The organism is Lysinibacillus sphaericus OT4b.31, assembly GCF_000392615.1.
Taxonomy (GTDB): domain Bacteria; phylum Bacillota; class Bacilli; order Bacillales_A; family Planococcaceae; genus Lysinibacillus; species Lysinibacillus sphaericus_B.
Genome location: NZ_KB933398.1, coordinates 1149792 through 1164671, shown reverse-complemented (window position 1 = coordinate 1164671; position 14880 = coordinate 1149792). Strand labels below are relative to the sequence as shown.

Annotated in this window: 8 protein-coding genes; 2 read left to right on the top strand and 6 right to left on the bottom strand. The window is 37.9% G+C overall.

Translation table 11 applies throughout. The features are described 5' to 3' along the window. Positions 1-52: 52 nt before the first annotated feature. The 4 genes from H131_RS05270 to H131_RS05255 form a co-directional block, all read right to left on the bottom strand. Positions 53-997: a C40 family peptidase gene (locus tag H131_RS05270; RefSeq protein WP_010858038.1), complete on the bottom strand. Its 945-nt coding sequence runs from the start codon at positions 995-997 to the stop codon at positions 53-55. A 282-nt stretch (positions 998-1279) separates the two neighbouring features. Then, a complete protein-coding gene (locus tag H131_RS05265) occupies positions 1280-2362 on the bottom strand; it encodes a CAP and S-layer homology domain-containing protein (protein ID WP_010858037.1) in 1083 nt (360 codons plus the stop codon). Between the two features lie 228 nt (positions 2363-2590). Continuing rightward, complete coding sequence (locus tag H131_RS05260; RefSeq protein WP_010858036.1) at positions 2591-3250, bottom strand: S-layer homology domain-containing protein; 660 nt, start codon at positions 3248-3250, stop codon at positions 2591-2593. A 97-nt stretch (positions 3251-3347) separates the two neighbouring features. Continuing rightward, the gene (locus H131_RS05255; RefSeq protein ID WP_010858035.1) at positions 3348-6848 is read right to left on the bottom strand and encodes a hypothetical protein; all 3501 of its coding nucleotides are present in this window, start codon (positions 6846-6848) and stop codon (positions 3348-3350) included. Between the two features lie 419 nt (positions 6849-7267). Between H131_RS05255 and H131_RS05250 the strand changes: the two genes are divergently transcribed. Next, positions 7268-7945, top strand: a complete 678-nt coding sequence (locus H131_RS05250; protein WP_010858034.1) for a hypothetical protein — start codon at positions 7268-7270, stop codon at positions 7943-7945. Next, the gene (locus H131_RS05245) at positions 7945-9201 is read left to right on the top strand and encodes an efflux RND transporter periplasmic adaptor subunit (protein ID WP_010858033.1); all 1257 of its coding nucleotides are present in this window, start codon (positions 7945-7947) and stop codon (positions 9199-9201) included. The genes H131_RS05250 and H131_RS05245 overlap by 1 nt, the downstream gene beginning before the upstream one ends. A gap of 598 nt (positions 9202-9799) precedes the next feature. Here the strand turns inward: H131_RS05245 and H131_RS23010 are convergent. Together H131_RS23010 and H131_RS05235 are read right to left on the bottom strand one after the other, a co-directional pair. Next, the gene (locus H131_RS23010; protein WP_010858031.1) at positions 9800-11296 is read right to left on the bottom strand and encodes an S-layer homology domain-containing protein; all 1497 of its coding nucleotides are present in this window, start codon (positions 11294-11296) and stop codon (positions 9800-9802) included. A 192-nt stretch (positions 11297-11488) separates the two neighbouring features. Continuing rightward, positions 11489-14641, bottom strand: a complete 3153-nt coding sequence (locus H131_RS05235) for an S-layer homology domain-containing protein (protein ID WP_010858030.1) — start codon at positions 14639-14641, stop codon at positions 11489-11491. Positions 14642-14880 lie beyond the last annotated feature (239 nt).

The following is a 14880-nucleotide window of genomic DNA, read 5'->3' as shown; positions in this document are numbered from 1 at the left end:
TGCAATACTTCAAAATAAACGTAGCCCTTGTTTAATTTGAAGTGGAAATATATTATTTCTTTAATTGTTTTGCGCGTTCAATAAATGTTTCAAGCTGAGAAATTTTTAACATTTCATTATAACCGAAGTTGCCGTTATCTTTACCAGCAGTGATTCCATTTGTTGCAATAATTGAAATATACTCAGTCGCCCAGTAGTTTTCAGGAACATCTGCAAATGTTACAACTTCACCTTGATGCTCAAGACCAAAAGCTAGTACTAATACTTTTGCAATTTGTGCGCGTGTCATTGGTGAAGATGGGTTAAACTTCCCATTGTCATCTCCTTCAAAGATACCTAACTTCGCTACAGCAGCAATCGCACCAGCATGCGCATATGTTGGTTTTACATCTGTGAATTTTGTGTTTTTATCAGATGTATCTAAGTTTAAAGCTTGAGCAAGTTGCACAGCTACTTCAGCACGTGAAGCATACACTGTAAAATCAATTGCTGCGTCCTTTACTTCAGCTGTCGCTACTTTTGTTACTTCTGCTTGTTGCTCCGTATCAAATGTTGCAACGCGTTTTGCGCCAATGTATCGAGAAGACCAATAATATGGATCGTCTACACTTGAATAACTAACACCTTTGCCTGTTTGAGAGTGAATCATTTTACCGTCACCTATGTATATAGCTACATGTGAGATACCACTACCACTCGTGTTAAAGAAAAGTAAATCTCCTACTTGAAGATCGCTTTTTGCTACCGCAGTGCCTTGCTGATATTGTGAGCCTGACGTACGGTTAAGTTTAATACCTAAATCTGAAAAGACTTTAGAAGTAAAGCCTGAGCAATCTAGTCCGCTTGTAGTTGTACCTCCATATGAATATGGAATACCTAAATATTTAGTCGCTGTATCAGTGACTTCAGATGCAGTCGCTGCCTCAGCGTTGTCTATTGGAGTTGCTGAAAATATCATAAAAGATGCAAAAATCGGTAATAACCATTTCTTATTCATACTTTTGTTATACCCCTCTCGAAGAACTTTTTTGCCTATACATAGACTATCACAAATGTTAGTATTTTAATTTTTCAATTGTGTAACGGTTTTAAAAACAGAAAAAAGTGCTGATATACCAACGTTTCGAGGTTTATCAGCACTAATAATTGGGTATTAAATTATGGTTATTTCGGTCTTTTGTAACATTCCTGTAATATTAGAGATGGTTTGTTACAGGAAATTCCGCTTCTATGTAATTTGATTCAGTTGGCATAACAGTAACTAAATCAAGTTATTAACTTATTGGCTAGAAAATAATTGCACCCAATAGTAATTTCCTTTGCTATCTTCTGCAATGGCTACACCCGTGTTTGTATAATGTTCGCGTAGTATGTTTTCACGGTGCGTTGGAGAAGCCATCCATGCTTTCACAGCCGCTTGAGGAGTTGGAATATTTCTGCCAATATTTTCTCCTAAGCTTGTATATGGATAATCGAATAATGTCGCTAAATCCCATGGTGCGCCGTAGTAAGGGGATTCATGCTCAAAATAATGTCGATTCACCATATCCTGTGCCTTGATAACAGCAACTTGTGTTAAAGCTGCATCATAGCTAAGTGGTTGCAGTTTTTGCTTCTGTCTTTCTATATTAATTAAACGAATAACTTCATTAGACATCGTCGATGAAAAATTAACAGTCGGGATATATGTCTTTGATAAATAATCATAGGCAACTTCAAAATTTTCCACCTTATTTGTAAAAGTAAGGCTTCGCTCAATCAAAGTAGCAAATTGCGCTCGTGTAATCATGTGGTTTGGTGCAAAATGCTGTGCGTTTACCCCTTGAATAACGCCAACATCAGCTAATGATTCAATATAGTCCTTGGCCCAATGTGCTTCGTTAACATCACTAAATTTGCTTTTGTTGGTTGAATCAACCTCGATATTATAGGCAAGTGTTAACATTTTAGCAATATGCATGCGCTTTAAGGGAGAATCAGGATTGAAGTAATCGCCATTTTGTAAAATACCCAATTCAACTAATGCACAAATCTCCTTGTAATACTGGTGATTGGCAGGTACATCTTCAAAATTAGGTAAAAAAGAACTATCCATCTTGAGCTGCATAGACCGTGCAATCGCAGCAGCTGCCTCAGCCCTTGTAATTGTCTGTTCAGGCTTAAAAGACCCATCCTGATAGGTTGTCATATATTGCTTACCTAACATATGTTGAATCGAGTTACTTGCCCAATGTGTTGCTGGGACATCCTTTGCGACCTCAGCCGCCAACGCTACCTCTGATGTCTTCAACAGAGATTCAGCATATGGTGTAGCCTGCAAAACAAGTGATAATACGACAATACTTGATACTTTTTTGAACATCGCTACCTCCCCTTTATGTACTAAATTTTTTTCTGTATGTATGAATAGTGGATTGAGATTCACAGGTTAATCGACAAGCTAAAAACATCAAATTTCCAAAATCTCTGTGATGGTCCATACCCGTCTAGACCATATATAAACATACCATTATTACCGATTTTTTCCTATAATAATTTTAAAAAACACTCTAACAGGTAATTTATTACCACAGAGTGTTTTTTTATCTTACTATTCTACACTAACAATATATAAATTCTGGTCGTTTTTTTGTAAGGCGCGATAAAGGAATAAAGCCATTTGTCCACGTCGAACATCTGTATAAGGTGAAAACGTTGTCGAACTGGTCCCTTCGGTAATACCATAATTCAATAACGTTTGAATGTAACGATTGGTTTCAACATTTTCCGTAAAATCTGCAAAAGGCGCCGACAAAGTTGTTGCCTGCTGTAAATCAAAACCCAGCGTTAGAATCTTCGCCATTTGACTACGCTTCATATCATTATTCGGATTATAATTTGTAGCTTTTTGGATAATGCCATGTGCGGCAAGGGCTGCGATATGTCCATAATACTTATGAGAAGTTGGTACATCTTTAAAGCCAGGATCTGTTACATTTTTCGTATCTAATTTTAGCGCTTCTGCTAAAAAATAGGCAGCTTCTCCACGTGTCAAATTTTGATAAGGGCTAAACGTAGTAGAAGTCGTACCAAAGACAATTCCCTGTCTATACAATTCACTAACCGCGTTGTAAAGCTCAGTCTCGCTACCGTTGTTTTTAATATCTGTAAATGGCATTGTAGCCGCTTCAGTAGGTAACACTGCAACACAGGGTGCCACCACTGCAGCTGTTGAGAGTGCCCACGCTAGACGCGATTGCTTTTTTCTCATTTTCCCTCGCCTCTTCCTATTTAAATACTAATATCGTAGTGAAATACGCAGATTAGTAGAAAAAAATGAAAAGAGGAGCTAACCCTCTTTTCATTCATTAGTCTAATCCTAATGCTCTTAAATGATCCTGCAAAATACGGTAATTATACACTAAATCCTGTTGTTCAAGTGTAAGTGCACTATATAGTTTTTGTGCAGCCGTTACTTTCTTTTCAAATGATTTAGCATCTGGATCTAGTTCGGCAATCGCATTGACAACTTTTAAAACAGCTGCTACATCTTTTTCTGCTTTCTTCAAAGCGTCATAGTTGAGAACTTGTCCTCTTACTTTCGAATCCAATGCCTTATATGCTGCTACAGCATTGGCTACATCTTGTATATATGTGCTTGATGTTGGAGATAGGCCCGCTATTAACTCCACAACTTTTTTTACTTCACTCATGCTTTTCTCTGCCTCTAGCAGGATAGAATAATTAGACACCCTCTGCTTATCTGTTGTACTTAAGCTATCGTAGTCTCTACGCACTGACTCAACCATCCCAAAGTACATTTTGTCACTTGGCTTTAGTGCAGCAATGCTCTTATAAACCTTAATCACATTATCTAATGATAGGAGTAGTTGCTCATTATAGACATATCTACGTTGAGTTGCAGAAAGCTTCTCATATGAATTTAAAATCTTTTGATATTGACTGTCCATATTTTTAGATGTCATGAGCTTATCAATCTCTTGCACAATGCTAATAACAGGCTTTATAATTTTTTCTTGCTCTTGTAACGTTTTATAATTTTCGACAGCAGATTGCTGATCTTTTGGTAGTGCATTATAGGCCGCACGAATCTCTTCAATGCGTTTTACATATTGATGAGGCTCAACTGAAGGCAGTTCATCAATCATTCGTTGAACATTGCCAGCACCTAAAATACTTGTTTCAGCAGCTTGTAATAAGTGATAGTTTGTAACATATTGTTGCATGTCCTTGCTTAACGCATCATATAGTGCACGTGCTTGCGTCGTATCTGTATGGAAGGTTTTACTAGACGCTCTTAACTTACCAATCAGCTCCATAACTTTGGCAGTTGGTTCATAGCTTTGTAACGTTGCGATATTATGAACGTAATTCTTTTGGTCCTTTGTTAACTTATCGTATGCTTTACGCGCAGCATTTACCTTACTGACAAAGCTACTTGAACCTGGTTCTAAACCATCAATTTGCACCATGACATTTAAAATAGGCTTCACTTGTTTTTCTCTGTCCGTTAATGTCTTTATATTAGCTACAAGCTTTTTTTGCCCTGATGATAGTTTATCGTAAGCTACTCGAGCATTCATAAGCTTTGTTAAATAGTCTGCATCCTCCGGTAATGCTGCATCTATCATTGTGATCACTGTATGTGCAGATGATAGCTCAGTTTCCGCTGTTACAAGCTTTTCATAGTTAATGACAGCCTGTTGCTTCTCTGGAGGCAAAGCATCATAATTTGTGCGCGCTGATTTTAAATCATTTAAGAATGTCTTACTTGTAGGTTTCAATGTTTCAATTAAACCAATTAAAGTGGCAACATCTTCGACTGTTGTTAACTGTGCATAGTTCGTCACACGTTTTTGAGATGCTGGATCTAATGCATTGTAAGCTTTACGTGCTGCTAAAACCTTTTTTGTATAGTCTTTATTCGTTGGATTCAATGCTGCAATTAAATTAATCACTTTCACAACATTGGCATTGTTTTTCTCGTATGTCGATAATGTTTTGTATTGCGTCACTAACTTTTTCGGATTTTTGTCCATCGTTTTATATTCTGCAGTGAGTGCAGCTACCTTCGCTACAAATGTAGTATCAGGCTCGTTTGCTAATGCAAGTACACGATCATCAAATCCCTTTGCTGTTGCAATATAGCCTTTCGCTGTTTCAAGGTCTCGAGAATTTGTTACTAGTTTTTTGGCTTCGTCAGATAAACTCGCGAAGACTTGTGTCAATGTTTCGACTGTCTCTTTATACGTTTTCTGCGAAGTGTTTAAGGCCATAATTTGTGCCACTACGTTCATTGCTTCCACTTGGTCTTTCAAGTTTTTGTAGTTTTTCACATATTCACGCTTCGTACCATCGAGCTTTAAGTAAGCCGTGTTCGCAGCTTTCGCTTTTTTTGTATAATCCTTTGCTGCTGGATCTAGCTTCTCGACAAGAGCAATGACATTTAACACTGCTTTATGTGACTTTTCCCAACTCGTTAACTCTGATAAATTATTAACGATTTTCTTCACACTTGCCGCATCAATTTTCTTACCTTCTGGAGCTACAGGTGTATTGTATGCCGTACGGGCTTGCTCAATTTGTGTAAGTTTATCTGTAGCTGTGGCAATTCCAGTAATAAGCCCCTCAATCACCTCTGCTGCAGCAATATTTTCTTCAGCCAAGTCCAAATCTGCGATATTTTTCACAAAATCCTTTTTATCTGGAACTAGATTATTAAGTGCTACTGTTGCATCCTTCACTGCTTTACGATAAGCAGCATCACTTGAAATACGCAGTGCTGAAATTTGCTTGGAAACATTTGCAACATCTTGATATAGCTTAAATGCATCGTAATTTGTTACTAAACGTTTTGAGTCTGCATCTAATTTGTTATAAGCTGTTTCAATTGTTGCTACAGCACCAACGAAGCTTGTTGCAGAAGTAAAGTCTTCTGGTTTTTTTGTAGTTAGCTGCGTAATACTAGCAACTACCTGGTCAGCTGACGACAAGTTAGCTATCGAATCCGTGTATTTTTTATAGGGCGTCACCGCTGCATTATTTGGATTATGGGCTGTGATAATTTTCTTTTGGTCAGTCGTAAGTGTGCTAAAGCTAGTCGTTACTTTAGCAGCCGCTTCCGCAATCTGAGTAGAGGATGATGCCGAGTTTTCTAACACCATGATAAAATCCTCTAAATTTTTAATTGTTACACTTGCTGTCGTAACATCTTCATTCATTTTTACAAGCTTCGCAATATCTGTACCGTTCTTTTTAAAATAATTATTCCGTTCAGCTTCCTTATGGCCATATTGAAGGGCTGTACCGCGTATAGATGGCACGATGCCATTTGCATTCGGTGAAGCAAGAGCTGTATTAACAGCATTCTCGAAAGTTCCTTGGACATGTAAATAGGTGCCTGCATCAGGGCTTGTCTCTGAACCTAAAAAAGCAACGTAATCCTTATGAACATTTGTCACTTCCTCCACAAACGTTTTACTTGTATAAGATAATGCATTAATACGTGTACCTATTGCCTTTAATTTGTCTAATTGCGTTCGTTGACTTTCAATATAAGTATACTTTGCTGTAATAAATTTAATTTCGTCAGCATTGAAACCTGTCGTACTTAAAACCGCGACATCTCCTTTTGCGATGATCATGTCATTGGTACTTGATGTTTCAGATAGTTTGCCGAATTGAGCAATTGTTTTTTCTCTCGTGTCAGTTGATGCTACCACATTAACATAGGCAACTTGCTCTCCTTGTGTTGCATGGGGTTGCGTAGCAACTTCTTGAGCGTTGGCAAGCGCTGCCGGTGCTAGTAATAGACTTGTTAATACGCCCACTTTTAATGGTTTTTTCAAAATGTCCACCCTTTCTTATTTTCGTTATATATAGAAATATAGATATGTATCATTTATTTGAATGTACTTACTTTAGTATCGGTGCTATTTACTTGATTTCAAGCTATTCTCTTAAACTTACTCACAACCTTTACTAACTTACAGTTAATTGCTATTTTTAGATGGAATAGGCTTTTTATAGGAAGTTATCGTTAGGATACTATATAATTGTTTTATGTGCATGTATCCCAATCTTTTGATGTTGAAAACACTCAAGAAAGCCGAACGTGCAAGTAGAAGTAGTAACCTCTTAAGCGCCTCATTAAAGATGCACTTTATGGAGGGAATTACTTTAAAAAATCAGCAATTATACTATATTATTTTCCAGTAACTAGGTGTATACTACATCTTTAATATGCAATTTAGAAAGGGAGCTATATATGTTTTATCACTATAAGTTTTGGCATAGCTTAACGCATCCCGTTAACTTTACACAAGCAGTCGGGGGAGGCGAAATACGAGGATATAAAAAACGATCATTAACCGTTTTTGTGCTCTTTATCCTTCTATTTGCCGTAAGAGAGTTTTGGGGCATGGGTACAGAAAGCTTAACCACTTTATTTGCCATGAATAATCAGGATGAATATTACACAGCTCGACTTCTATCAATGGTAGGTGCTGTTGCCTGGGGAATCCTGTATTATTGCTTCCAATATTACGGCGTTACATACATGTTATATCTATTAACTGATATCCCTTACAAATGGATTCAAAAAGTACAACTTCATGTAATGGTATTTTTACTTATTGAAAAGGCAATTTTATTTGCTGTGTTCTACGGAGTTGGATACTCTACAACATTCTCATTCTTTTCACTTGCACCAATTGCTCAACAATTCATGGATACAGATGTTGTATTGTTTGTCATCAATCAGTTGACGGTCGTAACTGTTCTAACGATTATTGTACAATTCACATTTCTTTCTAAATGGGAAGAAGAGTCAGATCGTAAAGCATTATTAGCGAAAATTATCGTGATACAAGTGATAATGGCGGTATTTGTTGGCATGATTAGCGTTTTACCATTACAGGAATGGATTACAAGGGGGTTAGGATGATGCGTTTTATTAAATCCAGACCTTGGACAAGCTTGAGTATCATTGTGATAGCGCTGTTAATTGGCGTAAATGCGTATTTTGTTTTCAAGGCTGATAGCAAGGTCGCACGTTCGTACTTTATCGGTGAATTTCAAAGGGCTACGACTGGCGACCGTGTAGAAACAGTCAAAAAGGATGCTATAGTAGCCCCAGCAGAAACCTATACAATTTCTGCAGAAGCAAAAAGTCTATCCGCAGTAAACGTAAAACGCGGACAGGAAATACACGCAACGGATGTACTGGCTACATATAAGACAGAGGAAGTTGATGAAGAATTAACGAAGCTCGAGGCTGAGCGCTCTGCTTATGAAACGGAACTAAGCGATTTAGAATCGGCATTAGCTCAAATAGAATCAGATTTCGGTGGGGCTTCTGATCCAAAAAGCTCTATCAATACCGATCAGCTGAGTGATAAATTGAATGTCAATGTCAAATTAGAATTGGCTCAACAAAATTCTCCATCAACAGCTGTTGCCATTTTAAATCGTCATATTGCTGAGGCAACTCGTCAAGTAGCGCTAATGGATGCTCAAATTGCCCAAATTCAGGCACGCCAAGGTGTTATTAGCCCTGTTGACGGTGTTATTTCCAAAATAACAGAAGATGCCGGAACAGTGACTTTTGAAATTTACTCTTCAGAAAAAGCCATGTTCGCTTATTTATCAGAGGATGAGTGGCAACAGGTCATGGCTGGACAAACTGTTAATTTTGACTTACAACATTTTAAGGATAAACTTTCAGGTCTTGTACTTGCAAAACAAATGATTGCCACAAACAATGAAACTACATGGGCCAATGAACTAGCTAAATCTGTAAAGCTACCAAAGCCTTCAAGCTATGAAGTAACACTACAGCCGGATGATATTCTAGCTGACATTCCCTTCTCAACTGTCGGCAAAGCTTCTATTATTGTAAATGAAGCATTGGATGCATATAAGGTGAAATCCGCTTGGGTAAGAACGCCAAAAAATGGTGTACACCGTGTTTATATTCTCGATGAAGACGGCAAAATTCGTCTTGAGGACATTGATGTTGCATTTAAGACGGCAAACTCTACTATCTTTACTGGCTACATGGATGAAGGGACACCAATCATAACAAATGAAAAGCGCAATATATTAGCGCGTTCCTTCCGTACAATGCCTTTAGAAAAAATTGAGTGGCAACATTTCAAAGAAATTGGCTGGAAAGACTATGTAAAATACATCGTCTTCTAAAATATAAAAACCTCCCCGTGTTTGTGGGGAGGTTTTTATATTTTAGACAAACTCAAAAAATTGAGTTTGTTACCAGTCTTTTTTCTTTTTGAATACATTGTAAGAAACCGTTGATTTCCGTTCCAGGCGCTCCCTTTCCGCAGGCACGGCTCCAACTAATTTTTGCGGCGAAGTCGCCGCAAAAATGGATTTTCCGCACGTGCAGTTCCTGCAGGAGTGTCGCGCCTTCCACTCCAATCAACATCGCCTACTGATAGCCTATTCTGCTTCTAACTTACTAATAATACTTGAGGGATAATAAACATGAGGACGAAAAATAAAATCAATGCACGTGAACAACTTGAAATGCACCTTCAAAAACGCCAAAAGGTATTCGGATAGATTACATTGCAAATACCTTTTGTAATTAGACGTACACTAGTTGATTGGCGCGCAGTCGGCGACTTCTGCGGGAAAAGCATGAACTGAAGGCCCCGCAGGAGCGGAGTGACGAGGAGACTGAAGCCATGCCCGCGAAAAGCGTCCGCCGGAGTGGAAATCAACGGGTTCATATAGATACTTCTATTGTTATCGGATTCTATCAGCATTTTCCTATTAATTATCTGAATGATCCATTCATTTCCTTCTCTGTAGACAGCTCATAGTACATCGACGTTACACCACTTAACTCGTAGATCATGCCGTGCATGTATAGCTTTTCCCCTTTTGCTCCAATTAGACGAATAGCAAAGATGGCATCTCCTTTGCCTGCTCTGTTGACGGTTACACCATCTGGTGAAGAAGTAACATCAATGATTTTATGATCATGTACAGCACCTGTATATTGCTCAATTTTATAATCAGTCACAGCAAAGCCCACTTCACTTGTTGGAATGAACACACTACTTTTTTCAACTGCATGCGATGTATATAAATCATAACCGTCTGTTTCGGCATGAATGCCTACACGGACTGATTTCCCCGCATCATCAGAGAATGTAGCAATATAATCACCCGCCTGCATTAACTTCAGCGCATAACTTGCCCCTTTTGGAATACTTCCTTCATCCCAACCGTCAAATTCAAAAGGCTGATAGGCGTAAACTTTATCACTTACTGCGTGACCTGCCGCAGTTGTTAACTTAATATGCTTTGGATTAAAGCCTAAATCTGCTTCAAAAAACAGCGATGTGCTCGGTGCTATTTCATCTGTTTGCTGGCAAGTCATTTGCAACTGCCCATCTACTTTTGTAATCACAATCTTATATTTTTGAGATTCGACTACTTCATAGTTTCCTTCGTCATCGATTGTATAGCCTGTCAGTACAAAGTAACCAGAACCCTCACTTAACGCCTCAAATTTCACACCATCATTCATAGAATAAATACGGAAAAATTCCTGCTCCTGATCTTCCGTCCAATTATTGTAAGAGAACGCCTCGAGATAATCGGCTCCAAAGTCTTGTGTTTTAAATTCTTGGAAGACACGACTAGCCTGCATTGCCTCAATGCGATTTATAAATAAAGCCAGCTGAGAACGCTTTACGGTTTCTTTTAAACCAAATGTCGTCTCTGTGACACCCTTGGTAATATGATTGTCATATAAAGGACCTACTGCATAGTAAGCCTCCGAATATTTAATCACGTCAGTGAAGGGTAATGTGGTTTCGTATGCGTAATTATTTAATTGATAAGCTTTTGTTAGCATATTTGCCAACTGCTCACGTGTAATAGGTTGATTGACACCAAAGCTACCATCCGCAAAGCCTGATGTAATTCCTTCATTATATAAGGCTGCAACTGCCCCGTAATATTCATCATTTGGTGTCAAATCGGTGAATTTAGGATCTTCCACTTTTTTTGTATCTAAGTTCAATAAACCTGCAAAGATTTTTGCTGCTTGTCCTCGTGTCACATCTGCGAATGGCTTAAATGTGCCATCTGCATAGCCATTGATAATACCACGTTCAGCTAAATCCTTCACTGCAGTACCATATTCCTTTGAAAAATCAACATCACTAAAGCTAGCTGCCGCCTGTGCAGTTGGCACTACTACAATGGCACTCGTCGCTAGCGCTGCAATTAATGCACCCTGAAACAGTGTATGTTTCTTCACCTTCTCAACCCCTCAACCCTTTTTATCCATCATACTATAATAATACGCAAACAGTACCAAAAGATTCAGGATTTTCCAGTGGAAATATAATTTTTCACATTCATACTCGCACAACAAAAAACAGTGGAGAGTTCGATTACATCGAACTTTCCACTGCCTAAATAGTTTATAAAGTCATATTTAAATCAGAGATTAAAAGTCAACTTTTGCTGTAACTTTTACAGGTGTTGCACTTTGACCACCGATGTTTACACGAGCATTAAATACATCGTTTGCTTTACCTTTTGCAGATGCAGCAGTTGTACCGTTTGCGCTGAACACAACATCACCAGAAACTTTAGATAATGTTAATGTTGTTGTAGCTGTTGCAACGTCGTTGAATTTCGCTTGACCTTTAACAACTCCAGCAGCATCAGCTTCTGCAACTGTTGCCATTACACCGTATTGGTCAGTTACAACTACATCAGCTAATTGGAAGAATGCATCAAGATTGAAGTCAGTAGCTACATTGTAAGAATTTGTAGTTACAAAGTTAACAGTTTCGCCAGCAATGTAAGCAGCAGCTTTATTGTTTTCAACAACTGCTACTTTTTCTACTGCAGGAGCAACGTTAGAGAAAGTTACGTCTTTAACGATTTCTTCACCAGTAGCATTGATTGTGATTGTTACTTTTGCAGTTGCAGTTTTTGCATCTTTATCGAAGTCAACATTTGCTGCATCAGCTGTAGTAATATCACCATCTGCAACGTTTGAAAGAACTGTAGATTTAACAGTGTAATCAGAACCTGCTTTAAGCGTAACCTCTCCGCCGTTACCTGTTACTGCTTTAACAACGATGTCTTTGCCATAACCGGCTGGGATTGCATAGCCAGCAGTATTATCACCAGTTACATAGATAGGTTTGATATCTTCTACTTTGTAAGAAGCAAATGAGCTATCTTTCACAACTGAGAATTGTTTAGAATAAGAGCTTGCTTCTACAGCAGTGTTGTCAGCTGTTTTTACAAGTTTGAACGTAACATTTGCAGCTGTTTTTGTTGCTCCAGCTTTGTAAGTTACAGTGATTTTGTTCGTAACAGCATCTTTGATTTCACCAGTTACAGTAAATGGTGCATCAGCATCTGTGAATGGTTGGATTGTGTAACCAGCTGTACCAAGTTTCGCAAGAAGTTCGTCAGCAGAGATTACTTGACCGAATTGGTCTTCCACTACGATGTCTTTTGCTGTAATGTCCACTTTAGCATCAGCTAATTCACGGATAGATGTGCTAATTTTGCTATCTAAACCAGTGATTACTTTTGGTGTAGTTGCTGCTTTAGGGATAACTGTTTGTGTAGCAACTTTACCAGTTGAAGAAGTCACAACAACTGTTACTGGTGTGTTTTCTACTACGCTACCAGCAGCTACTTTAGCAAAAAGTTCGCCGTCTTTTTCGAATAATGTACCACCAGTAATCGTAATACCTTTAGAACCATTTAATGCAACAGTTTCTTTAATTGCATTACCTTGTTTATCTAATACAGATAATGGGAATAAGATATCCGCTCCAGCAGTAACAACTTTTGTTGGTGCTCCTAATGTAACTGAATCAGCACGTACACCTTCAGCAACTTTTACTGCAGCTTGTGCATTTTTACCTGTTGCTTTAGCGATCACAATTACGTTTGTGTCACCAGAAGCTACAATGCTAGCAACAGGAAGAACGATTACTTCTTTACCGTCGATTGTTTGTTTTTCAAACGTACCAAATGTTGTAACAGCTTGGTTTGTGTTAGTCACAAGAACTTCAGCGTTAGCTCCATTTAAACGGTTTAAATCAGTAATTTCTTTACCGTATTGATCTTTCGCAGTAACTGGAAGATAGAATTTATCTTTTGCTAAGTTAGTATCTTCAGTTAACGTTTTGCCATCTTTGTTGTAAAGCGTACCAATAGTTGCTTCAGAAACAACTGTTTTAGCTGAAACTGTTACTGTTTTTGTAGTAGTAGTTGCAGTTGAACCGTGAATAACTGTAAGGACAACTTTGTCGCCTTCTTTAAGACCAGCCGCTTTTGTAATCGTGATTGAACCATCTGCATTGGCTACTGCTGAATCAGCACCTGCTGCTGAAAGAGTTAAAGAAGAAGAATTTAATTTAGTGATATCTTCACCGTATTGGTTTGTAACTTGGTAACCAACTGTTGCAGATGTAGTACCAGTTGATGGTGCTACTTCTCCAAGGATTTCGATACCAGCTACTTTTTCGTCTTCTGTTTTCACAGAACCAGTTACTGCTTGATCTGAAAGACCAGTTACGCTAACTGTAAATTCACCTTTAGTGATTTTGCTTGTTAATTCGATTGTTGCAACTGTTTTATCTTCGTTCCAAGTAATAGTAGAGAAGTTCGATTTAAAGCCATCTTTTTTAAGTTCAAATTTAGCTTTTTCAGTTTCAACAGCTTTATTGAATGTTACAGATAAAGTTTTTGCATTGACTGCATCAACAGATTTTACTTTTAACTCAGTTACCTCATATGTAACCACAGCTGAGTAAGATTTACCATCGATAACGAAGTCTACTTTTGTCTCTTCATTTTCTTTAAGAGCAGTTTCTAATGTTACCGTATGTTTTGAATCATCAGATAAAGTTACTTCTAATGTTTTTGCATCTACAACTTTTACTGCTTTCACAGATAAAGTTTCTTCAGCAAGGTTTGTAATTGTACGGTTTAAGAATGATGCAAATTGACCACGTGTTAAAGAATTTTTAGGATTGAACGCTTTAACGTTTGTAAGTCCTGCATACTCTAACGCGATGATTGCTTCACGGTTTTCTTCAGCTGTAGCATTATCTAAGTCAGTAATTGTAGATTTGAAATCTGATTCTTTGTAATCTGCTACTAAATCTACGTTGTAAACAGTTTTAATGGCACGTACTAAAACAACTGCCATTTGTTCACGAGACATGTTATTAGTATGCATTAATTTGTTGTTAGAACCTTTGAAAACGCCTGCGTCTTTAACAAGTGCTGCATATTGTAATAACTCTTTGTCTGGTGCTGTTGTTGGTAAGTCAGTGAAACGAGCTTCTGTTGCAAAATCTGTAGGAATTTCGTAGTTTTCAGATACTAACCATTTCCCTAAGAATTTTGTTACGTTACCACGTGTAACAACCGCGTTAGGTTTGAACGTACCGTCTGGGTAGCCACCTACGATTTTAGCGTCTGCTAACGCTAAAATTGCATCCTTATGGTCATTATCTTCAATATCAGAAAAGCTTGCTGCGCTTGCTACTGGTACGATTGCTGATGCTACTAGGGCCGCTGATGCTGCGCCGACAACCCATTTACTATATTTTTGTTTCATGTGCAAATACCTCCTAGATAAATTAGCCACTTCTGTGACTACGACTCTATTATAAGTCCAGTAGAACGCACATTTCAAAGTGCAATATATGGAATGAAAGATGTGGTAAATCTAGATTTTTAAAGGGTTTATAACCTCATTTTGGATTTAAAATATGTGCATCTGCACAATACAGTCTCGTTATTTTTCCAATAAACAATACCTATTTCACATATATTACAATGAAATATCCTCCTATA

Excerpts from the sequence above, each read along its gene's own strand:
- H131_RS05270 (WP_010858038.1), bottom strand. The coding sequence starts at position 997 with ATGAATAAGAAATGGTTATTACCGATTTTTGCATCTTTTATGATATTT.
- H131_RS05265 (WP_010858037.1), bottom strand. The coding sequence starts at position 2,362 with ATGTTCAAAAAAGTATCAAGTATTGTCGTATTATCACTTGTTTTGCAG.
- H131_RS05260 (WP_010858036.1), bottom strand. The coding sequence starts at position 3,250 with ATGAGAAAAAAGCAATCGCGTCTAGCGTGGGCACTCTCAACAGCTGCA.
- H131_RS05245 (WP_010858033.1), top strand. The coding sequence starts at position 7,945 with ATGCGTTTTATTAAATCCAGACCTTGGACAAGCTTGAGTATCATTGTG.
- H131_RS05250 (WP_010858034.1), top strand. The coding sequence starts at position 7,268 with ATGTTTTATCACTATAAGTTTTGGCATAGCTTAACGCATCCCGTTAAC.
- H131_RS05235 (WP_010858030.1), bottom strand. The coding sequence starts at position 14,641 with ATGAAACAAAAATATAGTAAATGGGTTGTCGGCGCAGCATCAGCGGCC.